This is a genomic window from Acinetobacter sp. RIT698, assembly GCF_009668065.1.
Taxonomy (GTDB): Bacteria; Pseudomonadota; Gammaproteobacteria; order Pseudomonadales; family Moraxellaceae; genus Acinetobacter; species Acinetobacter guillouiae.
The window spans coordinates 39,820-63,860 of the sequence record NZ_WJYH01000027.1 but is presented as its reverse complement, the minus strand read 5'-3'; the positions used below and the strand labels follow the sequence as shown (position 1 = coordinate 63,860).

The following is a 24,041-nucleotide window of genomic DNA, read 5'->3' as shown; positions in this document are numbered from 1 at the left end:
TTTGCTGCCCAAGCTTTGGCGGTAACCCGTGATTTAGGTTTGGCAGATGATGATGCACGCGTCAATCCCAATGGTGGGGCGATTGCTTTAGGTCATCCTTTGGGTGCATCAGGTGCCAGACTGGTGACCACAGCCTTAAATCAACTTGAACAGATCAAAGGTAAATATGCCCTATGTTCAATGTGTATTGGGGTAGGTCAAGGTATCGCGCTCATTATTCAACGTGTTGATCAAAATTAAGGAACGAGCAATGCCAACTTTTCAATCAGCGGATGCACAAATTAATTATCAAAGTTTTGGAAACCCTAACTCCCCTGCACTGGTCTTTTCAAATTCATTAGGGACCAACTATGGCATGTGGCAAAAGCAGTTCAATTATTTTAAAGAACTTTTTTTTGTCATTTGCTATGACACCCGTGGACATGGTTCTTCATCTGCGCCACAAGGTCCTTATTCCTTGCCCCAATTGGCTGAAGATGTGATTCGATTACTGGATCATTTAAATATTGAAAAAGCCAGTTTCTGTGGCATTTCTATGGGGGGGTTAACAGGTCAATGGTTAGCCATCCATTATCCACAACGATTTAATGCTGTTGTTATCAGTAATACCGCAGCAAAAATTGGACAAGAACAAGCATGGCTAGATCGTGCCCAACTTGTCCGAGAACAAGGTTTAACCAGCATCGCAGCAACCGCTGCATCACGTTGGTTTACAGATCCCTTTATCCAAAGTCATCCTGCAATTGTCAATAATCTGTGTAACGACTTAAGTGCTGGCAGCGCAATAGGTTATGCCAATTGTTGTGAGGCTTTGGCTAAAGCGGATGTCCGCAATCAACTCAAAGATATCACGATTCCAGTTTTGGTCATTGCAGGAACGCAAGACCCTGTAACTACAGTTGCAGATGGGCAATTTATGCAACAGCACATTCCGCAATCCCAACTTGTGGAAATTCAAGCATCGCATATTTCAAATATTGAATGTTCTGAAACATTCAATGCTGCACTTGAAAAATTTCTCTCAGCAATTTTTGCGACTGAACTTTGACACTTAATTTTTGAAACAGCATAAAGGGATAGAACATATCCCTTTATTTTTTGGCATTTCACCAAGACTTGATAAAGCATATTTAAAATAAAATTAAGTCTATTTATTTAAAAGTATAAATATATACCCACAAAGTAATAGAAAATTACATATAAAAATAACAATCATTTTATTTATTCAGGACCTGTATATCGATAAATCTGCTGTTTTTAGAAAACATCTAAAAGCATTTATTTCCCAACACTCTATTTCTCAACAATAATGAAAAGGATATTTCAATTGAAAAAAAGCCCCTCAAATAATCAACTGAGCGATAAACACCACTTAATCAAATTAGGTGTTTTAAGTTGTTTATTGCTTGCAGGATGTAGTTCATCCTCTCGTTTAGAATCAAACCCAGTGCAAAAACAGGTCACGATTCAACGTGACAATTTTGGCACACCGCATGTCTATGCCAAGGATACTTATGGTCTTTTTTATGGCTATGCTTATGCAGTCGCAACTGATCGTTTATTTCAAATGGAAATGTCAAAACGTACAGGTTTAGGCACTGTTGCTGAAGTGCTCGGTCCCGATTATCTACAATATGATATTGCAACCCATAGTCGCTTTAATCCTGAACAGATTAAACAACAAATTGCCCGACTTTCTCCTGAAGATCGTGCCATTTTCGATGGTTATGCTGCTGGTTTTAATAAGCGTGTCCAAGAGGTTTTGGCCAATCCAGAGCTGATGCCTAAAGAATTTATTGATTATGACTTTAAACCATCGACATGGCAGCAAGAAGATATCGCAATGGTCTGGGTGGGCTTAATTCTCAATCGCTTTTTTTCAGCCAGTTCAGAAGTCTCAAACTTAGATTTACTGACTCAACTACAAAAAGAAAAAGGTCAAGAAACAGGATTAAAAGTTTATCAGCAATTACGTTGGCTAGATGATCCGAGTGCTCCTACAATTATTCAATCTAAAGCAAAACCACAAGTTTCAGCACATCAGCAACACATGTTAAAAGGTATAGCGCCTATCTCAGACCAAGCAGCCAAAAACTATTTAGCTCAAGCGCGTATTGCATTGGGTAAAAGTGTGGTTGATGGCGTCCCTACAGCCAGTAATGCCTGGGTGGTCAAAGGAGATAAAACGGTAGAAGGCCAAACGGTTTTATATAATGGCCCTCAACAAGGCTGGTACACGCCTGCCATTACTTATGCGGTTGGGTTACATGGTGCTGGCTATAATCTCACCGGGATTACCCCCGTCGGTCTACCTGCAATTCTATTTGGAACCAATGGAAAAATTGCTTGGGGTTCAACTGTCGGTTCGCTTGATACCAATGACGTCTATCAACTCAGCTTAAATCCGAGCAATCCAAAACAGTATCGTTATCAAGGCAGTTATATTCCCTTTGAACATCAACAGATCAAAATTAAAGTCCGTAATCAACCAGACCACGTTTTAGATGTGTATCAAAGTAAACAAGGCTTTGTCAGCACATGGGATGAAAAAAATCATACCGCCTATGCACAAAAACGTAGCTGGGAAGGTGTAGAGATTGAAACTTTATTGGGCTGGGCCAATGCAGCAAAAGCGAGCAACTGGCAAGAATTCCTAGATCAAGCCAAACGTGTCGCGGCTTCGATTACGTGGTTTTATGCCGATACCCAAAATAATATTGGTGTCGCTGCATTGGGTCGTTTACCGATCCGCCCTGAAAACCAGCATATTCAACTGCCTGCTCAAGGTGATGGCTCAATGGAATGGCAGGGTTTCTATGATTTCTCACATAATCCCAAAGCCTATAACCCTGAAAAAGGCTATATTAGCAGTTGGAACAATAAAGCTTATGCGGATTTACGTTCCGATTCCTCCAACTTCTCTCATGTTGACCGTGTCAATGAACTGATTGAACCCCTAGAAAGTAAAGCAAAATTAAGCCAACAAGACATTTGGGCTATCAATAAAATGGGCGCTTGGTCGGATCTGAATGCGCGTTATTTTATTCCTTATATGGTCAAAGCTGCGCAAAGCCCGAACGCATCACCTTTAGCAAAGAAAATCGCACCGATATTGGCGAGTTGGGACTTCAAACTTCGTCCTGACAGTGAGGCTAAATTCTATCAAGGCGCAGCACCTGTCATTATGCGTACATGGCTCAATCAAATGATTGAATTGGTGCTTAAACCAAATCTATCTGAAAATATTTATGCACGTTATACAGATACCCTTTACCCAGTAAATAATGACCCACGGAGTACACAACCTGCGAATGCATCTAAACTGATCTGGAATGCACTGCAAGGCAAACAAGCCAGCGTTGCTCAAACCGTTGATTTCTTAAAAGGACAATCAGCAGGTGATGTGGTGTTAACTGCCTTGGAAAACACCTTAATTCAGCTTTCAAAACAATATCATTCAGACCAACCCAATGATTGGAAAATTCCTGTTGCCACAATGGGATTCTCCAACAAAAACTCAGTGGGTATTCCATGGGCTGATCAGGCGCATCAACAACAGCTGAGCACCTATGGGAATACAGGGAGTGCAACCTTTAGAGTGGTACTCAATCCCAATCAAGTCAGCATGTGTTCAATTCTTGCACCTGGTCAAAGTGGATTTATTCATCGCAATGGAAAGACCGATGCACACTTTGCCGATCAGCTCCCATTATTTGAAAACTATCAATGTAAGGATGATGCAGTAAGCCAAAAGCAAATTGATCAAGCAACACAACAAAGTATGACTTTAACCTATTAATTTTTACTCGAAACAGCCCAATATATAGATATATTGGGCTGTTTAAATTTTAAAGCTTGTTCAACTTATATATTTTCAGAACTTATCAAGCCTATATTCGCAATCAGTAGATCACTGGAAGCGATACCACTCTTTTTAGACTGTGCTACCTACTTTTAAATATCTATGCACATTTTTAATAGCGAATCATCACTGATTTTAATTCAGTGAAATCTTCAATAAATGCATCTGAAAACTCTCGACCAGTTCCTGAAGCTTTCACACCACCAAATGGAACCGACGGATCTAAAAAAGTATGCATATTGACCCATAAAGTACCCGCTTCAATTTTCGGTATTAAACGCAAAGCTTTGGACAAATCATTGGTCCAAATACTTGCGGTTAAACCAAACCGAGAATGATTCATCAGCTGAATGAGTTCTTCGTCCGTTTCAAATGGCATTAATCCTACAATTGGGCCAAAGGTCTCTTCTAAAAATAATGGATCATCAATCGCTTTTAAAGAAATTAAAGTCGGTTCGACAAAATAACCTGTTTGTTGCAAAGTATCTCCACCAGCAATAATTTGATTATTGGCTTTGGCCAAATCTAAATAATGCTTTACTTTATCAAAGTGAGGTCGGTTAGACAGCGGACCAAACATACTGCTTTCATCCATAGCCGATCCAATTTTAAATTGAGATAATGCTTTAGAAAGCTTTGCAACAAGCTCATCATATTTTGTCTGATGCACAAAAAACCGTTCTGGCGATGCACATACTTGGCCTTGATGCACAAAAGTTGCTTGTATCAAGGTAGGTAAAATCTCATCTATATTTGCATCAGCCAAAATGGCAATCGCATTTTTACCCCCCAACTCCAAGCTAACACGAGTTAAATCACTGCTCATCGCAAGCTTACCAATAGCAATCCCCGTAGGTACTGAGCCTGTGAAAGAAACCTTTTTAACCAAGGGTGACTCAATCAGATATTGCCCAGTTTCGCCTTTACCCGTCACAACATTGATCACACCTGCTGGAATACCCGCTTCAATTGCTAACTCAGCTAAACGTAGCAATGACAAACTGGCAAATTCACTGGGTTTCAGCACAATGCTACAGCCTGTTGTTAAAGCTGAACCAATTTTCCAAATGCCAATCATGAGTGAAAAATTCCACGGAACAATACCCGCGACGACCCCAACAGGCTGCCTTAAGGTAAATGCGGTATATTTTTCACCTTGTGTAGAAGGAATAGAAGGTTGCATGGTTTGACCATGAATCTTGGTGGCCCAACCAGCAAAATATCTTAAAAAAATAATAGATTGTGCCACTTCAAGATGACGGGAAATATGAATTAATTTTCCAGTAGACAAAGACTCTAGTTGCGCAAGTTCCTCAGCATATTGCTCAATTAAATCTGCCAATTTATTTAGTTTTACACCACGTTGATACGGTGTCGTTTCAGCCCAAGCATTTTGAAAAGCATGATCTGCACTGGATACTGCATCTACAACATCTTGTTGACTAGCGATACTGATCTGAGCAATGACTTGTTCGGTAGAGGGGTTTACAATATCAACTTTATTTGAATGTTGAGCAGCAACCCACTTTCCGTCAATAAAATGTCCATGCGCTCTATTCAAAAAAGTCTGTACGCTATCTAATATTTTGACTTCATTCATTTTTATTCCTCACACTTAACTTTAAAGGGCTTAATTAATAGATATATTGCAAAATCAATTGAGCATATAGATTGGTCTTATCATCATAGTTCTGAGTACCGCCACTATGGATATCTTGCTTCGGTTTATACAGCCCAATGAGCGGAATAACGGTAACGTTTTTATTTACAGACCAGACCGAAAACACATCCAACTCATGTCCATCAACATTTGTTAAAGCTTTATTTACTGTTTTAAACTTATGTGCCAAAGCACCTAATATAAAATTTTCTTTTAAATTCATCATGTAAGATATTTGATGAATATCGGCATTTTTATTGAAAGGACCCGCATAGTTTCCAGCAACCTCCCCCTGAAACCATGTTCCAAATCCCACGGTATTTCCATAAAACATGGGATCATATTGGTCTGAAAAACGACTAAAGCGATAGCCTAGCGAAGGCGTATATTTTGAGGATAAAAAGTTATAGTTCAATCCTAAATAACCTGCATTTTCTTGGTGTTCCTTTTTGTCTTGAACAACAAATTCAGATTTAATTTGTAATTCTGGTAACAGTTGATAATTCAAACGTAAAGCATAATTTTTAAGATCTTCCCGCCCTGAAATATGCTCGGCATCGTCAAGATCTAATACATTTAAGTAAGTAAATCCGATACCTTTATCATTAAGTTGATACATCAGATCAGTTACAAAGAGTTCTGATGAAAATTGTGCTTTATTATTCGATTTTAAATAGGCCAGTTTTAAGGTTGTATGATCTTGCAATTTATATTGCAGCAGACTGGTAAAATCAAAACTGCGTCGTGCCGCCAGATAATAGGCCCCTCCACGGTCTAATGCGCCATCTGCGGGTAGTTTCCCAAGGTTTAATGCATCACCAGCAATAAAAAAACCGTCCCCAATCATTATATTTTGTCGACCAATACTTAAATCATATGTGGTCAATTGATCTTTATGAGTACCATCTTTAAAACCAATGACCCATTCATTCACATCAGTTTTACGTTCTTTACCATTACTATTTTGTCCTGCATCCCCCTCTCCAAATGTGGCTGAGCTAATCCCACTCAAACCTGCATAGAGTTGGTTGTTATTCAATGTGTATTGTCCTTTTGCACCATATTTAAGATGCCCTTCTTGCCAATTTATTCTTTGCTCAGCTATATTTTCACCGTTATAACTTTTCCCACTGCTAAAAGCACCCAAGGTAACTTCAAAAATCGGTTTGATTTCTATTTCGCTTGCATAGACAGTTGAAAAAATTGAGACAAAGAGAGTCCCTCTCATCACTTGAGAAAGTAGCGTTTTCATACAAAATTCCTTTTTGTGAACGGTCTACAAGACGCTAAGTTTTGGGTAACTTATTGGTTACCCATACTTGCTGATTGGCACCTTTAGTGATGCTCATGCTGGGTATTTTCTTTTTCATCACCCAAGTTCAAGGTCGGTGTATTGTCAAAGAAATTCCACGGTTTGATTAAGGTATAAACCCATTCGGTTGGCATAATTGGCCATTCTTCAGCACGTGCTACATGGGTTGTTCCTGTCGTCATCCAGACCACAAGGTCTTTATTCTCAATATTGTCATTGTTACGAATAAACTGTCCTAAACCAGTATCTTGCGTTGAGCGATTTGAATATTTACCTTCAGGGTAGCGTTCATCAGCATTGTACTGCGTCACCCAAATTTGCTTATCCATAAAATTCAGGCGTTTAAATAACCATTCATCTTTGGCAAAATTTGCCCCCTTCGCCACAGGGTGTGTACCGCCAGCAAACGGAATCAGCTGATAAGAAACTGGGTTTCCGAGTTTATTTTCCTTATTAAAGTTGGTTAGCAAACGAATAGTCGACGGATCAAACTTTTCAGCAGCGTTTTGCTCATTGCTAATCACCTGACTGTCAATTTGCATCGTACTTGTACGAACACCACCTCTGTCATTTACCTTTACGACAGGGTCCATATGCATAAAGCTATTATTTTCCCCATCAACGTCCATATCTAAACGGAAGTTATAGATATGTTGATGCGTGGTACCAACAATATTATGGTCAATTAACGTGCCGTATTTAGTGTCTTCTTTGGCAGTACTGTCATGCATAGTTCGCGCTTTAACACCTTTAACAGCTTCAATTCCTGTTGCACCAGCATTAATTCCAATGACACCATTTTGAGCAAATACCCAATCAAACATATAATCATAGTTTCCAACCGTACTAATCCAGCGCACCACAAGCTCACGGCGGGCTTCACTTGCATCCTGATCACCAAAAATTTCTTGATGCTTATACTCAGGTCCAGCGTATCGCTCAAAAATTGCGATCGCATTTGGAATAACTTGAGGCTGCCCTTTGTAGTCAGCAATCACGGCATCCAGTAAAACCGCATTTTCTGGCGCATCTGTTCCCAGTTGAATCGATGAAGTGAGTGTTCCCATACCATACTCACCTGAGTCTAGATAAGATTTAAAGTACCATCCCATATCTGGGTCACCATATGGAACAACCATTCCACCAAGGTTGCCCTCATACATGACTTTACGCTTTACACCCTTATCTTTATAAGTCACGGTTGAAAGCTGTAGGCCAACACGAGAATCAAGTCCAACATGGAAACACCAGTTTCCCCAATGTACAGTCTGTCCAGTAATTGTGAAGTTTTTACCTTCAGGTTCAATAATGTTCAGTGGTTTAATTTTCGGGGGTTGCGTATTTTTAGTCGCATAAGGTCGATCTGCCATCGGAACGGGAATCATTGCCCCTTCTTCAATTTTAATAATTTTTTCTTTATCTAGATCAACCACAGCAACTAAATTTTCAATAGGATGTGCCCAATAATTACCATCGCCTGTATCTAGATATGACACAACTTTTAAAACGTTCAATTGTTTGTCTAAACCATCCTTACCGCCAAAATATCCAACAGTTAAAGGATTGGTAATGACCTTTTTAACATCTGTTACGCCTCGTTTACGTAAAGCTTCCTGATATTCTTTGCTTGACTCAATCACACGCTGGACTGTCTCGAAGTTATCTAGCAGGATCATTCCATGTGTATCTTTTAATACATTCCATTTTGTAACTTGCTGAGTATGAAGGTTCACCTCACCTTCAATCGCTTGATTACCTTTTAATAAAATAAAAGATGCTATGCGGTCTTCTTTATAGTCTTTGTGGTTAATAAAATAATCCCACACTTTGGCTTTTTCAGGTTCTTTCAGCTTTAACTCGGCAAAACGCATATTTTTATAGGCATATTTTGAGCGATTAATACTTTCAAATGTTTTTTTGATTTCTTCTGTATTTAAACTATTGAGTGGGTGAAACGTGTTTTCAATTTTAAATGTTTGATCTAAGCCAGACTGAAATACTTCATTGAAAAAGTCTTTGCCAATAACAGGCTTACCCTCTTTAATAATTAATGGCACACTTAACTTTAACGGTTTACCATTGACTAAAACCTGATCTGAATTTGGTTTAGCTCTCACCACTATAGAGCCTTTGCTGATCATATACGTATTGGTAAAATCATCTTTTACAACTTTAGCACCTTGCTCGCTCATGTTTTGATATAAAGGGACTAATTCTGCCTGTCCACCATGCGCATAAGCTTGTGTGTTCAGTCCCCAAAAGCTTGCAGCTATAGATAAGTTAAGCGCCAATATTTTTTGTATATCATTGAATAATCGTTGTTTACGCATCAGTTTCATCCTTTTCATCTATCCCTAAACTATCTAAGACAGATAGTTAAATGCACGTTCCTATGTGTGAAATTCGTGAGATAAACTGAATATTTTTAAGTTTATTCAGTCGTTCCTAACTGTTCTCATCGATTTAATTTCAACACACTTGCATGGGGCTAGCTTGTTCAGGAATGACCTCGAACTTGTCTAGAAGTGACATCAAAAACAAAAGACTTAAGTCAACACATGCTCTCTAAATTCTTTAGGAGAGACACCATAATTCTTTTTAAAGATTTTTGAAAAATGCGCGCCATCCCAAAATCCCCATTTCAAGGCAATTTGGGTAATCGAGCTTTGCTTATTTTTTTTATCAAGCAAATCTGCTTTAATTTTTTCTAAGCGTTTGAGCTGTATATACTTGTTAATCGATAAATTTTCTTGCAGAAATAATCGATAAAGATGCCGTAACGATACACCAATATGCTCAGCAATCAGCTTAGGCGTCAGATCAGGTTTGGCTAAATTTTCAATAATATAGCGCTCTGCTTTTTCCATAAGATTATTTGAATCATGCATATTTTTATAATTAATTGTCGGTTTGATTAAAGCAATCAAGGCATCTTCAAAAGCATTGCCATCTTCAGTTGCATACCAAAGTTTAATGTTTTCAGCAGACATATTTTTCATAATATTTTTAAGTAAAAAACCACTCATATTTTGCGTAATGAGTTTGCCAAAATATTCAGAACTAATATTTTCTTTCAACAATTTTTCCCGCGACAGATGCACAGAAATTTGACTGACTAAGCCTTGTGGAAACATAGAAATTGTTTCAACTGGGTCGAGTAATACAATATCGCCCTCATTGAGACTCAAGGTTTCATTTTTATAGTTCAACCGTATTTTGCCCGAATACTGCAAAATCAAAAAACAAAAACGATTATTTACTCGATCGATTTCATCCGCTTTTCGGACAATTTTGTTTGCATTATTTTTAATAAAAGCGATCTCAGTATCGCCCAATAAAAAACATTCGACTTCGCCAATGAACAAATCACGTGTACCATCAAAATCTGTTTCAAAATTACCGCAAACATTTTTGATATTACGCGTCCAAGTTATTAGTGCATCACGTACATATTGGTTCATCCGCTCACTTCCTTGTTTTACGGTTTAAACTGTTCAAAAATCGATATTAAATATACTTCTCGCTCATAAATTCTTTTGTTTATTATATAAATAGCGAATAGTCTAAAGCTGATAGACCCTTTCAACCTATCAGCTTATTAAGCCTTATACAATCCCCGCAATATCCTTTAAAATTTTAATAAAAATTTCCTTTTCATTTTCAGGATATTTTTCAAAAACTTCATTTTGATGGCTATCGGCAATATCAAACAGATAATGTGCGGTTTTCTTGCCCTTTTCCGTTAACTTAAAAAATCCATCCGTTTCAATCAATAAACCATCTTTTTTTAAGATAAGCGCAGCTTGTTCGATCTCACGCATCGGCATGGCAATATCACGTGGTAAATCTGCTTTATTGGATGCGGTACCACTGCCCAACACCAATAATAATCTTGCTTCACTGGTGCGAAATCCAGTGATTAACTGCTTCGGAATATAATCGGTCTGATAAAATTTAAACGCCCGACTCATTAAATAGCAGACATTACTATATAAATGCCCTTGATGTAATTCGCCTAAGTCTTCTGCTTCTACAGTATCTTTGAGCTGTAATAATGGATGAGGAATCACACCTGAATACGCACCTTGATGATACACCAACGGACTACGCCCTTGATCATGAAACTTAACGACTTTGCCAATTATAATCCAGTGATCACCACCTTCAATAATTTCGTGTCGTTCACATTCAAACACTGCTGAACAATGGTCTAGAACTGGTGATTGACCTGCACCAACCTGATAACTTGTACCTTCATACTTATCGATATTGCGACGGGAAAACTTATTGGACAACTCAATTTGAGAACCCGATAAAATATTTACCGCAAAATGCGTAGCTTGCTCAAATACAGAAAAACTCGATGATTTTTTATCGATACTCCATAAAATGAGTGGTGGGTCTAAAGACACTGAATTAAAACTATTTGCAGTGACTCCAACCTTCTCACCTTGCTCATTTTGTGCCGTAACAATGGTCACACCTGTAGCAAAATTACCCAATGCCCGTCTAAATTGCATTGGATCTATTTTGATTTCATCCATTGATTTTAATGAATTCATTATTCTCTCCTGAATCTTTTATCCTATTTAGCTCGGTATCTGAAATTGCTTAGTCCTGTTAAAAGCAATTAAATATCCAGTACCAATCGTGCTGACTTTGCACGGGAACAGCACACCAGTATTTGTTCATTACTGGCTTTTTCTTCATCAGTAAAATACACATCACGATGATCAGGCTCACCTTCGATCACATCGCACATACAGGTTCCGCAGACGCCCTGTTCGCAAGACATTTCAATCTCAATCCCTTCTCGTGCCAGTGCTTGCAGAATGGTTTCTTCGGCATTGACCATGATGATCTTGCCACTACGCTCAGCAACAACTTCAAATGCATCACCGTTGGTTTCAACCTCAACCTGAAAATATTCCTTATGAATCTGTTGCTCAGGAAAATTTTGCGTCAATGCCAAATTAATCACCCAATCCATAAACCCATTGGGACCACAGGTATAGATATGGCTTGCTTTGTCTATGTCCTGAATGGCGGATTGAAAAAACTCGCGATGGCTGGCCCCTTCCGATTTAAAATGAAAGGTGGTAAAGGGCGCCAATACACTATTTCTAATTTCATCGACAAAGGCACATTGCTCTGGGCTTGCCCCGCAATAATGCAGTTCAAAAGATGCGTTTTCTTGTACCAATTGATAGGCCATGGTGATCAAAGGGGTAATTCCAATCCCCCCACCCACCAGTACAGCATGTTTGGCTTTGACTAATGGAAACAGATTTTTCGGTTCACTGACCTGTATTTGCATACCATCTTTTAAATCATCAAAAGCCGAGACTGAACCACCACGCGATTCTGGATCACGTAAAATCCCCAGTCTGAATATGCCAACATCCTTTGGGTTTTGGCATAGTGAGTACTGACGCACCATACCATTGGGTAAGTGCACATCAATATGCGCACCTGCTTCAATTTTTGGTAATGTGGCAGAATTTGCAGATTCAAACTCCATGACTGCAACATTCCCACCTTCTACATGACGGTTTCTGACAACCACGTTATAGAGTGTAGCCATGATTTATCTCCCTTTTATGCATCTCGCCCAAGGCTTAACGCATAAATAATCCACCGTTAATATCCCACGTCGCCCCAGTGACAAATGCAGCGCTTGGGCTTGCCAACAAGGCACAGGTTTCAGCAATAAATTCCATACTACCTAATGCTTTGACTGGGATATTTTGAATAAATTGCGCCATTTTCTCGTCAGATACCACACTGTGTACAATCGGTGATTCCATTGGCCCAGGTGCTACGGCGTTCACAGTCACACCTTTAGCAGCAAACTCTTTGGCAAAGATTTTGGTCAAAGTTACAATTGCACCTTTGGTTGCAGCATAGTGTGCTCCTGTTGCAGTACCTCCATTTTGCCCTGCCAATGAAGCCATATTGACGATACGGCCATAGCCTTGATCTGCCATATATTTGCCAATAATCTGACATGCTTGAAAGGTTCCTCGCTGATTCACTTGAGTGATCCAATCAAAGTCAGCTGCAGTAATCTCTAAAACAGGGGTTGCCTTGGTGACCGTCGCATTATTAATCAACACATCCAATTTACTGAATTTTTGTTGAATCCACTGCACTGCGGCATGAAAATCTTGCTCAACTGAAATATCCAGTTTTAACGCAAACATATTCTCCGCATTAGGACTACGTGCTTTGGCATTTTCAGCCTTTTCTAAGCTGCTGGCAGAGACAATCACTTGATGCCCCTGTGCTGCAAAATATTCGGCGATCACATTCCCTAAACCAGATGCTGCGCCCGTGACTAAAACAACCTGTTTCATTTTTGCGCTCCTAGAGGATGTAACTGATACCCGCCAAAGTATCGGTCGAGTTGACTAAGTTGATAATTTTACGATTGATCTTAAAGCCTTGTTCTGGATCACGAACCAAATGAAAAATCACATCTGCGGTGTAATGTTTCAAGCTTTCCTTACGGAATTCACGAAGGTTTTGTGCACAGCGTAAAATGATTTCACCATCCTCATCTTTTACGACACGGATACGTGACACGCTACGGACGGTATTGGCTTTGGGTGCAGTCGAAATCGCTTCACCATTTTCCAAACGTTCTACCCGTAATGTACGCATATGATTGTTGTCATAGGCATAGTTCAAATTATTTTCATAATCCTTGAGTGTCGGATCAATCGGAATGATATACACGCCTTTTTCATTCCATAGATTGAGCCATTCACGGTATTCACTGTGATCTAACATGTCAGCTTCAGCCCAAACAAAAGCAGTCACTTCATTTAATAATTGCAAATTCATGTTCATGCTACTCTCCTTAAGCCGTCATCATCTTTTTCCACTGCTGATAAGCAGCGCGCATTCCAGTTTCTGCACTGACATCACTCTTTAAGCCATCTTCAGTTTTTACTTCACCGGGTAAACCACGGTTCAACATGATCCATAAATCATGACCAGCATTGGCACCATGTTGCACACGTTCCCACGCTTCTGAGTCATCAGGTGTACCAAAACCAAATGGACCTTGGAAATGTTCATGTAGACGTAAGCGATATTGATTGGCAATCTGTGGACCACCATCCATCGTGATCACGGAATGATGAATTTCAGTTTCATTGACTGAAATCGGTTGCATAACACGGAAGAAGGCCATTGAACAGGCAATGTTCGGGAACAGGTTTAAGTTAAAACCAGAGCCACCCACAGCGCGTACAATACGGCGTACTTCAAGTTCTTCATGCCCTTCATCACGTAACGCCTGTGCAAGCTCTTCAAAACGTTCCTGAATTGGGCGTTCCATCAACTCTTCATCTAAATCAACCAGTTCAGGAATCATCACCATGACACTGTGTCCATTGCCTAAATCTTCAACATAGCCAGGTTGATTTTCAAAATTAAATAATTCTTCAGTCTTCTCATCGACTGAACTTAAGAATGACTTATGTACCAACGGAAAATGATAGGCATCGGTGGTATTTTCCAGCTGGATTTTCCAGTTGCCTGGGAAACGGAAACGATGTTCACCCAATACTTTAATTGGATAACCTGCGCCTTGTTTCATAAACAAATCAATCCATTTTTTCGCAGCGCCCAAGAAATCCGCTAAAGGTTCAATATCGTCTTTAAAGGTGGCGAAAATCATACCGTTGTATTCTTCAACACGTAGGCTAATCAATGGAAACTCTGATTTATCCAGACATTCACCATAACTTTCAGGTGAAGGTACACCACGTAATGAACCATCCAATGCATAGCTCCATCCGTGATATGGGCAAACAAAACTGTTGGTTTTGCCTTTTTTATGTTCACATACAGTTGCTGCACGATGGCGGCAACGATTGAGCAATACATGGACTTTTTTCTTACGGTCACGTACAACGACCACAGGTTGCTTACCAATATTAATAGTTTTATAGCTACCACCATCTGGAATTTCGCTGGCATGTGCCACCCAAACCCAAGTGCTGTAATAAATCTTTTCCATTTCATCATCAAAGACACGCGCATCTTTATATAAAGAGGTATGTGCACGATCACTTTGAACTAACTCACTGTAATCAATGTTAATATTCTGCATTGGAATAATACTGTTCATATCCATTATCCTTTTCAATTTATCCATAACTTATTGCTGAGACGGTACTGGCAATATCGCTGTACTGTTCCAGTGAGACACGGGGCGACTAAAAATATTTTCAGTCTGAAAATGTTTGATCTTCCATAGACCATCGGTTTGCTGTTTAAATTTCACACTGAGTTTTGCGGCATTTAAATGGCTATCTCCATTGAGAAAGGTCGAGGTTTGCAACATCAACCAGCTTGCATTGGCCTGATCGCCTGCAATATAAATTTGTTCTGAGCTGACAAAATGCGCATTCATCACAAAATGTGATTCGGCTTGGGTATAGCTTTTAAACATGTCAAAAATGGCTTGCCATGAAGCATAGCGACCAAAAGATTGCGCATATTTCTCACCAATTCCTTCCCAAATACTGTCCTGATCAAATAAATCCATTAATTCATTGAGGTCAGTCTTGGCATTTAATCCATCACAAATTTCCATATAACGATGAATACAATTACGAATCGCGTTTTGCGCTTCGAGCTGCTCTAAGCGTTGTAAGATAACGGTCAAATCCATCTTGCTATTCATGTCATATTCATCCTTGGACATCTCGTGATTATTTAAATTCGGCTTATAAATAACCGGGTGCTGGCTGCATACCAAAGCTCACCAAAGCGGCATTTTGTAAAGTGGCATCGCCCATAAAGGCATGCTGAGTCACCACATTGGTATCATTCACAAAACGGCTAAATGGGTTATGGGTATAAATTGCAGTCATGCCCGCCAGCATTTGAATTTTGCGCGTTACGCGTGCGCAAACTCGAGCAACATGGGTACAAGACAAACGCATCTCACTGATCTGTTCTGGCGTTGGCGTACCACCTGCAATAATCTCATTCCAAACGATTTGCATAGTGTCGTAGAACCAAACACGTGCTGCTTTAAACTCAGCTTCGACTTGGGCAAATTCATATTGGGTGACTGGACGACTGGCAATTTCAGCACCACCTGTGATAGATGATTTGCCAGGTGCTAACTTTTGGAATTCTTCCAACGCTGCTGCTGCAACACCGATCCCGACCACAGTTAACACCTGTGTTGCCAATGACAGTGATGGATATTTAAAAAATGGTTCCGAAAGTTTAGACGGTTCACCACGAATAAAGGTCCAGTCATTGTTAACAAAGACATTATCGACTAGTAGATCATGACTGCCTGTTCCCTTTAAGCCGACTGTATCCCAAGTCATTTCGATTTGCGCTTGTTTTGCTGGGATAATTGCTAAACGTGGGAGACCTTGTGTGGTGTTATTGACCTGTGGACTAATCCCCACTCCAATAATATCGGCTCCCATACAACCACTGGAAAATTTCCATCGACCTTTTACCACCACGCCATCAGCTCTTAAATCTGCGGGTTGCGGTGGAAAAATACCTGCTGCAAATACAATATCTGGGCTCTCTTTATATAATTCTTCAAGCGTTGCTTCAGGCAGGCTACCCAAATAAGCAGGGCTCATCCCAAAACTCGCAACCCATCCCACGGACCCATCCGCTTTAGACAAACGTTCAATCAACTCACAAAATTGTTGAGGTGACCATTCATTGCCGCCAAAACGTTTCGGTACCAATGCACGATAGACTCCAATCTGCTTTAACTTATCGATAATGTCTTGACTCACATACGCTTGGTTATCGAACTCGCCTGTACAAGCACGTTCTCGAATCTCCTGACAGAGTGCTTCTAATTCCGTTATTGTTGTGTCCATTACAAATTCCTTTGTCGATAAATTATTCATTACCCAACTCCTTGTCATTTATTGCGCGGCATCCACGATATATTTCGCAATTGCACACACCAGCTCATCCGAATTTCGTTTCGCCACGATTTGTAAACCCACTGGTTGTCCTTCGCTGGTTTTGAGCGGTATTGAAATCGCAGGATGACCAGATAAATTGAATGGACGCACCAATGAAGTTAAGTTCAACAGTGCAACCATATGTTCTGCATCGATTAATTTGGGTGGGATTTGCGGAAGGGTTGGCAGTAACACGGCATCATATTTTTCCAATAAACCGTCAATTTCATTGATAAATTGTGCTTTGACCGCTTCCGCCTCTTTTACTTGTTGCGCCGTGGTTTGCGCAGATTTGAGCAAGCGAGCATGGATATCGTCACCCAGCAAACCAGTTTTGGTTAACTCACCATACGCCTGCCAATTTTCATAATTAATGATTTGCATCCCTGCATCATAAGCAGGTTCAAACCATTCAGATTTCACTGGTGTAGCTGACAGATTCGCCTGAGCAAGAAATTGCTGAATACAGTTCAATACCGTTGGGTTCGCATTTACCTCAAGCCAAGCCAGTTTCGGCGTATGCGCTAATTTTTCCAAAGCATGGAAACTTGGATCAATTATCTGCATCGCGGTTTCAATCATTGCAACCGAAGCGGCAAATGGTCCCACGCAATCCAGCGAACTCATGGCCGGATGTATCCCTTGACGACTGACGCGATTGAATGTCGGTTTAAAACCATACACCCCACAACATGCCGCTGGCATACGAATTGAACCACCAGTATCGGTACCTAAAGTGAAATCAGCCAGTCCCGCGGCTACGGCAGCAGCAGACCCACTCGATGAACCACCTGGAATTAGATCAGGATATTGAGGATTGATTGCAGTGCCAAAAACAGGATTGATCCCGGTAATACCAAAAGCCAACTCATGTAGATTGGTTTTTGCGGTAATTTGGCAATCCGCTGCCAAAATACGCTCTACCACTTCTGCATTCTTTGTTGCAGAAGGCTTATCCATCAAGGCTTTGCTCCCGATCATGGTCTTTAGACCTTGAATATCAATGGAATCTTTCACCATGACTTTTAAAGCACCGCGTCCTATTTGTACGTCTTGTACAACAATATTCATTCACTTTTCCATGTATTTTTGTACTTAATACCAATATCGGAAAAAGTAATGTAATTGTCAAGATGTTTTTATCAGAAAGAGCAAAGATTTTTTCTTTAATTTTTGTATAATGATGAATATTCATCTTTATAAAGTTATCACTTTGCTATGCTTACTCATTTAGAACAATTTCTACCTAATAATGAACCTAGCAGTTTACAAAGCTATCCTTTCTTTTGGATTTCTCAAGTGAATGGTAAATACACACAACTTATTGAAAAATCAATAAAAAAACTAGGTATCGACAATACACGTCGTAAAATCATTTTAAGTACCAATGCTTTGCAACAAGCTAGTATTACCGAAATTGCCAACCTCTCTACCCTTAAATTGACCACAGCAACCAAAGCCATTTATCGCCTAGTTGAAGATGATATTGTGCAGGTTTTTTCGTCAGAGTCTGATGAACGTATCTCGATGGTCAAGCTCACAGACAAAGGTAAAGAATTGGTGGAGCAGATCAATCAAATCAGCCAAGTGACTTTATCTGGGATTTTAAATGCCTTTGAAGATGAGGAATTGCATCAGTTAAATGCACAATTGAAAAAGCTATTCAATTTGATGCCATCAAGCTAAATGCTATAAATAAACGCCCATTAGCTGAATGCGATGGGCGAATTGTTCAGTTCATCACGTTGTGGACTGTAAAATATTAAACGGTGGTTTTAACTTACTTTTTTCAATTCGATCTGAAAAGGTCCGTAAAACATCTTGTTTATATTGATGAATATCCACATCCGCATAATTATAAAAGCCCTGCTTTTCACGAAGGCCATTACGCTGCTGCCGCATATTTTCCGCAATAATTTCAGGTGTTCGAAAACGCTCCCCCAGCTCTTTTTGCAAATATTGCGAGGCATAATACAAGATATCGCCACCGCCCCAATCAATAAACTCCAATAAGCCTAAAACAGAAAAACGCAAACCAAAACCGGTACGAATAGCAATATCAATATCTTCTGCCGAAGCGACTCCATCTTCAACCATACGTGCCGCTTCATTCATTGCCAAGGCCTGAATCCTTGGCACAATATAACCCGCCTTGGCATTACAAACCACAGGTACCTTACCAATCGCCTGTAGAAATTGCTTAAGCTGAGTCAGCACCTCATTTGAGGTCTGGTCAGAACGGCTTAACTCCACCAAAGGCATGAGATAAGCAGGATTTAGCCAATGTGCATTGACCACTCGCTCAGGATGCGAAATCATTTGCGCAATATCCGTCACTAAAAATGTGGATGTGGTCGAAGCCACAATACACTGCTGTGAAAGATATTGATCCAGCCAAGCAAAAATTTCTTGTTTGGCTTGTTTTACTTCTGGTACAGCCTCAAGGATCAACGCACAGCTTGGTAATATGCCTGTAGCAGCCTGTTTAGATAAAATCGCAATCTTATCCAAAACAAAAACTTGCTGGTCTGCTTGAATAAACTGAATTTTCTCAAGCAACTGTAACTCTTGCTGTAAATCAGCACGAATTTGAGTTTGATATTGTTCAAATTCAGCTTCACTGCGCTGTTTCGCATCAATCAAATCAACGCTAAGTCCGGCATAAGCAAAAGCAATCGCAATGGCTTTGCCCATACGCCCAGCACCGAGCACTGCAATTTTTTCGATCATTTGCATTTTAGACTCCTTGTTGCAAAATCGCTTGCAGTTCTGCTGGGCTTTTATCCGCAAGACCTAAACGCTCAAAAGTACGTCCTTGTTGATATAAATCCTTACCCGTGACCGCTGACGCGATATTTAACAATCCTTCAGCAACAGGGGTTGCGACACCTGCCCAACGTCCCACAGAAACTAAAAAAGATAATCCTAAACGAGTGTCTTCTAACATATAACGATGTGAATCTAAGTCGATATCCTCACGCCAGTCACCACTGTCAGTTAATTTTCCATGTGCCCCACGCCCATACATCCATTCATCACCCTCACCTTCATGATTATAATGATCCGCCAAAGGAAAATGTGGTGCGGCATATCCCAATGCTTCACGCAGTTGCATTCGTTCCGCATCGAGTTGATTGGTGACACGACGAATTGAGGGTTGAGTACCTTCGTTATGAATATCCCACGCTTCAAAATGTTCAAGTGGACCCGCATTCATCAAAATTAAAGGTGGATGAATAATTGGTCCAGCATTCATCAATGCACCACTTAAGCTGTCCTCAACGGGTTCAACGCTAGGATATGCCTGTTTAAGCACGTGAAATGCATGTTGTGACAATACACTTGGAAATACGCCTGTGGGTAAACGGGTCGCATAACCACTAATCACAATTTGATTCACCCCATGTTTACGCACCAAATAAGGCAAAGTTCCCGTTTCTGCAAATGCCACTTGCGCAGTGTTACCTGCTTGTTGCATCGCCTTGGCAAAGATAAAACTACCAAATGTCGCTGGTGGTAAGTACACCACTTGCCCAGCTTTAAAAAATGGCGCTGCTTGACGGGCTAAATCATCATGTGTGGTCGCAGGTAATGGAATAATAATCAACTCAGCATGTTTAATGGCGCGTTGCAAATCATCAGACAAATTAATCTGACTCTTTTCAAAACCCACTGTCACAGTGCGATCGCCCCGATAATCCTTAATCTTTAATTGGCCAGTGGCAGCAAGTTGTTGCAAAGCATCTGAATCACGGCGCCATAACAGCACCTCATGCCCTTTTTCAGCCATTTCTGCCGCAGCTGCATAACATCCATGACCGCCACCTAAAACTGTAATTTTCATCATTGCTCTTCCTGATTTATTTCAATTCATCATAGAAGCGCAATAACCTGCTGGCTTATCCAAACACGCAACACGTGTTCAGTTTACGAAAGCATTGTACTCATTTGAACAGGACTCATTTTTAAAGTTTTAGAGGGCACACACCCATAACGTTTTTTATACAGCGTAGAAAAATGCCCTAAACTTTGGAAGCCATGACGCAGCACAATATCCGTCACTGTTTCATTGGTTTGAGCTTGCTGTAAAGCCAGATGTACCCGTTCAAGTCGCTGATCACGGATATACTCGACTGGGGTTTGTTGTAAATACTGGCTAAAGCCTTTTTGCAATGTGCGGATCGACACCTCACAACACTGGCTTAAATCTGCTAATGAAATCGGTTGTTCTAAATGATCCTGAATATACTTTTGTGCTTTTTTTAGATAGCCGGGCAAAATATGCTGTCTTTGCAAATTAAGCTGATCAGTATAGTTATTTGGGATCTTCAATAAAATCAGTTCAATTAAATACTGGGTAAAACTCGCAGAGATAAAGCTCCAATTTTGAATATGATAATAGGCATGGCACAAATAATTGAGGGTTTCAATAATCGAGTCTATGCCTTCCTCGGTACAGGACAAACTCATATCAAAGATAACCGGTTCATGACTGGTATGCCCCAACATTTTAAACAATTGGGTTTCTACATCATGTTGAGCAAGTTTTAAAATAATATTTCGGCAATGCTGATTGGTCTGGATTTGCTGTTGAGTATGCGGATGCGTAATCGACATAATCCCGACTGACTGTAGCACCTGTTGGTCTTCTATACCGACTTTACATTGACCTTCCAGTGTCAATCGAAATAAATAAAAATCAGAAACCTCATCAATGGTGATTATCACAGGGGCACTATATTTAAGATCGTACAAGGCACAATTACCAAAGCGAAAGCCATTTAAACGGGTATTTAACGGTTCACGCACTTCCACCTCAAAACGATGAGGGCTTAAATAATAGCTGACCTGATCTTTAATGGTTTGATAATCATCCGATTTAAACAACAGCAGCTCATTTAGATAATCCAATTTGAAAAACTGTTCCATTCTTTCACTCCCTGATTATGGATTGGCCAAACAAGTCACAAAGCCCATTACAAAGAATGGGCGCTGTGACTGATTGAGAACACCATTGGATTAAGAGGCATGTTCCTGCTGCATACTGGCGCTAAATGCCTTACAGCCCTTTTTCAATAAGATAAATGCCAACACACATGAAATCGTACCCACGATAGACAAAGACATCCCCACCATCAGTGGATTTTCAAAGATTTTATCTGTAATCAATGCCACCAACGTGGTACCGATCCCAACCGCAACCAAATTACTGATCAGCAAAAATACAGCTGAGATTTGTGCACGCAACTGATTCGGTGCCAGCATTTGCATTGCTGTGGTTGAAATTGGCATTGGGAAAGAGGCAAAAAACATGGCAGGGACCAGAAATACCACAGAAAGCCACAGCTCATTGACTTGGGTAAAGACCATAATTGGTAAAATTAATCCTACGATTCCGATCACACCGGTAATCATTGGCGCGTCCTTACGTCCTTTTTGAATAAACCAGTCATTGAGCCAGCCTGCACAGAATACGCCAAGAATATTTGCCACCAATAACACCGTGCCTAGCATATAGCCTGCTTCTGTCGGTGTAAGGCCAAACTTACGCATGTAAAATGCTGGTGACCAACTAATCAAGCAATACAGCGCCATTGCATAGAAAGTAAAACCTAAATAATGGCAAGTAAAAGTACGACTATGTTTTTTGATAAACTTAAACGCATCTTTCATATTGGTCTTTTCAACTTGACCTTGTGCATTTAAACGCTGACCTTTGCGTTGCGGTTCTCTCACCGTAAGTAACACCAGTAAGCCAATAAACACTCCAGGTAAGCCTACGATAATAAATGCTGCCTGCCATGCTCTTAATGCACCAAATAAAGGAACCTGAATGGTGTCCATATTTTTAAGCAAGCCAATCACATAACCGCCGACCAGAAAAGCAATCCCTCCACCGACAAATGAACCAATTGAATATACTGCAACAGCACGGCCTAATTTGTCCTTGCTAAACATATCACTAAACATTGAATAAGCTGCAGGAGATAAAGCGGCTTCGCCCACCCCAACACCCATACGGCTTAAAAACAGTTGAATAAAGTTTTTACTTAAACCACAGAATGCAGTTGCAATACTCCAAAATACCACCCCGACTGCAATAATTTTTGGTCGCGAAAATCGGTCTGCCAAATAGGCCAGTGGCAATCCCATAAAGGCGTAAAACAACGAAAAGGCGAGACCATGTAATAGACTAAATTGGGTATCTGACAAACCTAGATCAGCCTTAATTGGTTCAATCATCAGTGCCAGTATTTGCCGATCTATAAATGAAAAGATATAAGCCAACATGCACAGCGAAACAACATACCATGCATATGTATTTGAATGAGAGCCTGTTGACTCTGGTGAATGAGTATCCATTTTTCTTCCTTGTCCATGCATTTTTATGATTGGTATCTTTAAGAAGACGTCGCGTATTCGAGGAAATATCCATTTCCTATCCACCTTCATAAAGAAAAGCTTAGCCTACTATAGTTATTTTTACATGGAATTTTCCATGTTATTTTAAGTATATAGTTATACCTTTTGCGTCACAATGCTCAACTCGAACAAATTCATTTTATTTAAAATAATAGATATCAATAAGATGCTATGTTTTTTAAATTGGAAATTATTTTTGGGAGCGATCTTGAAACATACGTTAAAAATTTAATTTTAAAATAATATTGAATTTTACATTTATTTTTACATAATATAAAAAATACACCTCTCATAGGAAATGGATATGCCACTGTCAAAACAAGATGCAATTGAAAGTATACATAGCATGCACGTACTGATTGAACGTATTTTTAACGGGAAACATACAGAACAAGATCTTCCCCTACTTATTGAATATTTTTCCGATCATTTTGAGATGGTCGGTGCAGCTGGAAAGCGTTTTTCCTTGGCCGATGTCAAAGGGCTGTTTAGCAATAATCAGGGCAAGATGCCAGATCTAAAGATCGAAATTTATGATGAACAAATTTTGATGCAAAGTGAACAAAGCATTGTTCTCACCTATACTGAAAAACACACCAAGGAATCAGGAATTCTAGTTCGACGTTCTTGTGCGCTGATTGAAGAAATTCAAGGAAAAATGCTATGGAGTTACTTACAGGAGACTTTTTTACCTTAAATAGCTGTAAGTCATAATAACTTCATTTTCCAATGCAACGCTTTAAGTTCAATAAGATATCAATTTAGAATATAAATGATTGAGTTGCGACTTAAAGCTTAGTCCCCCGTTTTTGGCAA

General features: G+C 39.9%; 20 protein-coding genes and 1 pseudogene. 5 read left to right on the top strand and 16 right to left on the bottom strand.

What is annotated here, in order from left to right; genetic code table 11:
- From GJV03_RS13080 to GJV03_RS13070, 3 genes and pseudogenes are all read left to right on the top strand, one after another.
- Positions 1-240, top strand: a pseudogene (locus GJV03_RS13080) (acetyl-CoA C-acyltransferase); the annotation flags it as partial.
- A gap of 10 nt (positions 241-250) precedes the next feature.
- Positions 251-1,048 carry a 3-oxoadipate enol-lactonase gene (gene pcaD / locus GJV03_RS13075; RefSeq protein WP_154130244.1) on the top strand — a complete coding sequence of 266 codons (798 nt, stop codon included), beginning with the start codon at positions 251-253 and terminating at the stop codon, positions 1,046-1,048.
- Positions 1,049-1,309: 261 nt separating this feature from the next.
- Positions 1,310-3,799: a penicillin acylase family protein gene (locus tag GJV03_RS13070; RefSeq protein ID WP_154130243.1), complete on the top strand. Its 2,490-nt coding sequence runs from the start codon at positions 1,310-1,312 to the stop codon at positions 3,797-3,799.
- 175 nt (positions 3,800-3,974) lie between these two features.
- On the opposite strand, the gene GJV03_RS13065 is transcribed toward GJV03_RS13070, so the two are convergent.
- The 12 genes from GJV03_RS13065 to GJV03_RS13010 all read right to left on the bottom strand — a co-directional run bounded on the left by GJV03_RS13065 (position 3,975) and on the right by GJV03_RS13010 (position 17,873).
- A complete protein-coding gene (locus GJV03_RS13065; protein ID WP_004721583.1) occupies positions 3,975-5,462 on the bottom strand; it encodes an NAD-dependent phenylacetaldehyde dehydrogenase in 1,488 nt (495 codons plus the stop codon).
- A gap of 34 nt (positions 5,463-5,496) precedes the next feature.
- Positions 5,497-6,774 (bottom strand): hypothetical protein, encoded by a 1,278-nt coding sequence (locus tag GJV03_RS13060; protein ID WP_154130242.1) that lies wholly within the window; start codon positions 6,772-6,774, stop codon positions 5,497-5,499.
- 83 nt (positions 6,775-6,857) lie between these two features.
- Complete coding sequence (gene tynA, locus GJV03_RS13055; RefSeq protein ID WP_171287943.1) at positions 6,858-9,173, bottom strand: primary-amine oxidase; 2,316 nt, start codon at positions 9,171-9,173, stop codon at positions 6,858-6,860.
- A 207-nt stretch (positions 9,174-9,380) separates the two neighbouring features.
- Positions 9,381-10,295 carry a transcriptional regulator FeaR gene (feaR, locus tag GJV03_RS13050; protein ID WP_154130241.1) on the bottom strand — a complete coding sequence of 305 codons (915 nt, stop codon included), beginning with the start codon at positions 10,293-10,295 and terminating at the stop codon, positions 9,381-9,383.
- 144 nt (positions 10,296-10,439) lie between these two features.
- Complete coding sequence (locus GJV03_RS13045; RefSeq protein ID WP_171287945.1) at positions 10,440-11,399, bottom strand: p-hydroxyphenylacetate 3-hydroxylase reductase component; 960 nt, start codon at positions 11,397-11,399, stop codon at positions 10,440-10,442.
- Between the two features lie 65 nt (positions 11,400-11,464).
- Complete coding sequence (locus tag GJV03_RS13040; RefSeq protein WP_004721592.1) at positions 11,465-12,418, bottom strand: PDR/VanB family oxidoreductase; 954 nt, start codon at positions 12,416-12,418, stop codon at positions 11,465-11,467.
- Positions 12,419-12,452: 34 nt separating this feature from the next.
- A complete protein-coding gene (locus tag GJV03_RS13035; protein WP_154130240.1) occupies positions 12,453-13,190 on the bottom strand; it encodes an SDR family NAD(P)-dependent oxidoreductase in 738 nt (245 codons plus the stop codon).
- 10 nt (positions 13,191-13,200) lie between these two features.
- Positions 13,201-13,686 carry an aromatic-ring-hydroxylating dioxygenase subunit beta gene (locus tag GJV03_RS13030; RefSeq protein WP_004721595.1) on the bottom strand — a complete coding sequence of 162 codons (486 nt, stop codon included), beginning with the start codon at positions 13,684-13,686 and terminating at the stop codon, positions 13,201-13,203.
- Positions 13,687-13,696: 10 nt separating this feature from the next.
- Positions 13,697-14,974, bottom strand: a complete 1,278-nt coding sequence (locus GJV03_RS13025) for an aromatic ring-hydroxylating dioxygenase subunit alpha (RefSeq protein ID WP_004721598.1) — start codon at positions 14,972-14,974, stop codon at positions 13,697-13,699.
- Between the two features lie 30 nt (positions 14,975-15,004).
- Positions 15,005-15,532 carry a nuclear transport factor 2 family protein gene (locus GJV03_RS13020; RefSeq protein ID WP_154130239.1) on the bottom strand — a complete coding sequence of 176 codons (528 nt, stop codon included), beginning with the start codon at positions 15,530-15,532 and terminating at the stop codon, positions 15,005-15,007.
- Positions 15,533-15,575: 43 nt separating this feature from the next.
- On the bottom strand, positions 15,576-16,712 hold the full coding sequence (locus GJV03_RS13015; protein WP_227548142.1) for an acyl-CoA dehydrogenase family protein: 1,137 nt from the start codon (positions 16,710-16,712) through the stop codon (positions 15,576-15,578).
- Positions 16,713-16,760: 48 nt separating this feature from the next.
- Positions 16,761-17,873 carry an amidase gene (locus tag GJV03_RS13010; protein WP_056515409.1) on the bottom strand — a complete coding sequence of 371 codons (1,113 nt, stop codon included), beginning with the start codon at positions 17,871-17,873 and terminating at the stop codon, positions 16,761-16,763.
- 147 nt (positions 17,874-18,020) lie between these two features.
- Between GJV03_RS13010 and GJV03_RS13005 the strand changes: the two genes are divergently transcribed.
- Positions 18,021-18,488 (top strand): hypothetical protein, encoded by a 468-nt coding sequence (locus tag GJV03_RS13005; protein ID WP_004721604.1) that lies wholly within the window; start codon positions 18,021-18,023, stop codon positions 18,486-18,488.
- A gap of 54 nt (positions 18,489-18,542) precedes the next feature.
- Here GJV03_RS13005 and GJV03_RS13000 read toward each other — a convergent pair whose 3' ends face one another.
- The 4 genes from GJV03_RS13000 to GJV03_RS12985 all read right to left on the bottom strand — a co-directional run bounded on the left by GJV03_RS13000 (position 18,543) and on the right by GJV03_RS12985 (position 23,165).
- On the bottom strand, positions 18,543-19,538 hold the full coding sequence (locus GJV03_RS13000) for a 3-hydroxybutyryl-CoA dehydrogenase (protein WP_154130238.1): 996 nt from the start codon (positions 19,536-19,538) through the stop codon (positions 18,543-18,545).
- Position 19,539: 1 nt separating this feature from the next.
- Positions 19,540-20,646: an NAD/NADP-dependent octopine/nopaline dehydrogenase family protein gene (locus GJV03_RS12995; protein ID WP_154130248.1), complete on the bottom strand. Its 1,107-nt coding sequence runs from the start codon at positions 20,644-20,646 to the stop codon at positions 19,540-19,542.
- 83 nt (positions 20,647-20,729) lie between these two features.
- Positions 20,730-21,731, bottom strand: coding sequence for an AraC family transcriptional regulator (locus tag GJV03_RS12990; protein ID WP_154130237.1), 1,002 nt, complete (start codon positions 21,729-21,731; stop codon positions 20,730-20,732).
- A gap of 90 nt (positions 21,732-21,821) precedes the next feature.
- Positions 21,822-23,165, bottom strand: a complete 1,344-nt coding sequence (locus tag GJV03_RS12985) for an MFS transporter (RefSeq protein ID WP_004721612.1) — start codon at positions 23,163-23,165, stop codon at positions 21,822-21,824.
- Positions 23,166-23,529: 364 nt separating this feature from the next.
- On the opposite strand from GJV03_RS12985, the gene GJV03_RS12980 reads away from it, so the two are divergent.
- Positions 23,530-23,922: a DUF4440 domain-containing protein gene (locus GJV03_RS12980; protein WP_096733761.1), complete on the top strand. Its 393-nt coding sequence runs from the start codon at positions 23,530-23,532 to the stop codon at positions 23,920-23,922.
- The last annotated feature ends 119 nt before the right edge of the window (positions 23,923-24,041 follow it).

What these genes read in the sequence shown, in the direction of transcription:
- pcaD (WP_154130244.1), top strand. Translation starts at nt 251, where the DNA reads ATGCCAACTTTTCAATCAGCGGATGCACAAATTAATTATCAAAGTTTT.
- GJV03_RS13070 (WP_154130243.1), top strand. Translation starts at nt 1,310, where the DNA reads ATGAAAAGGATATTTCAATTGAAAAAAAGCCCCTCAAATAATCAACTG.
- GJV03_RS13065 (WP_004721583.1), bottom strand. Translation starts at nt 5,462, where the DNA reads ATGAATGAAGTCAAAATATTAGATAGCGTACAGACTTTTTTGAATAGA.
- GJV03_RS13060 (WP_154130242.1), bottom strand. Translation starts at nt 6,774, where the DNA reads ATGAAAACGCTACTTTCTCAAGTGATGAGAGGGACTCTCTTTGTCTCA.
- tynA (WP_171287943.1), bottom strand. Translation starts at nt 9,173, where the DNA reads ATGAAACTGATGCGTAAACAACGATTATTCAATGATATACAAAAAATA.
- feaR (WP_154130241.1), bottom strand. Translation starts at nt 10,295, where the DNA reads ATGAACCAATATGTACGTGATGCACTAATAACTTGGACGCGTAATATC.
- GJV03_RS13040 (WP_004721592.1), bottom strand. Translation starts at nt 12,418, where the DNA reads ATGGCTACACTCTATAACGTGGTTGTCAGAAACCGTCATGTAGAAGGT.
- GJV03_RS13035 (WP_154130240.1), bottom strand. Translation starts at nt 13,190, where the DNA reads ATGAAACAGGTTGTTTTAGTCACGGGCGCAGCATCTGGTTTAGGGAAT.
- GJV03_RS13030 (WP_004721595.1), bottom strand. Translation starts at nt 13,686, where the DNA reads ATGAACATGAATTTGCAATTATTAAATGAAGTGACTGCTTTTGTTTGG.
- GJV03_RS13025 (WP_004721598.1), bottom strand. Translation starts at nt 14,974, where the DNA reads ATGAACAGTATTATTCCAATGCAGAATATTAACATTGATTACAGTGAG.
- GJV03_RS13020 (WP_154130239.1), bottom strand. Translation starts at nt 15,532, where the DNA reads ATGAATAGCAAGATGGATTTGACCGTTATCTTACAACGCTTAGAGCAG.
- GJV03_RS13015 (WP_227548142.1), bottom strand. Translation starts at nt 16,712, where the DNA reads ATGGACACAACAATAACGGAATTAGAAGCACTCTGTCAGGAGATTCGA.
- GJV03_RS13010 (WP_056515409.1), bottom strand. Translation starts at nt 17,873, where the DNA reads ATGAATATTGTTGTACAAGACGTACAAATAGGACGCGGTGCTTTAAAA.
- GJV03_RS13005 (WP_004721604.1), top strand. Translation starts at nt 18,021, where the DNA reads ATGCTTACTCATTTAGAACAATTTCTACCTAATAATGAACCTAGCAGT.
- GJV03_RS13000 (WP_154130238.1), bottom strand. Translation starts at nt 19,538, where the DNA reads ATGCAAATGATCGAAAAAATTGCAGTGCTCGGTGCTGGGCGTATGGGC.
- GJV03_RS12995 (WP_154130248.1), bottom strand. Translation starts at nt 20,646, where the DNA reads ATGAAAATTACAGTTTTAGGTGGCGGTCATGGATGTTATGCAGCTGCG.
- GJV03_RS12990 (WP_154130237.1), bottom strand. Translation starts at nt 21,731, where the DNA reads ATGGAACAGTTTTTCAAATTGGATTATCTAAATGAGCTGCTGTTGTTT.
- GJV03_RS12985 (WP_004721612.1), bottom strand. Translation starts at nt 23,165, where the DNA reads ATGGATACTCATTCACCAGAGTCAACAGGCTCTCATTCAAATACATAT.
- GJV03_RS12980 (WP_096733761.1), top strand. Translation starts at nt 23,530, where the DNA reads ATGCCACTGTCAAAACAAGATGCAATTGAAAGTATACATAGCATGCAC.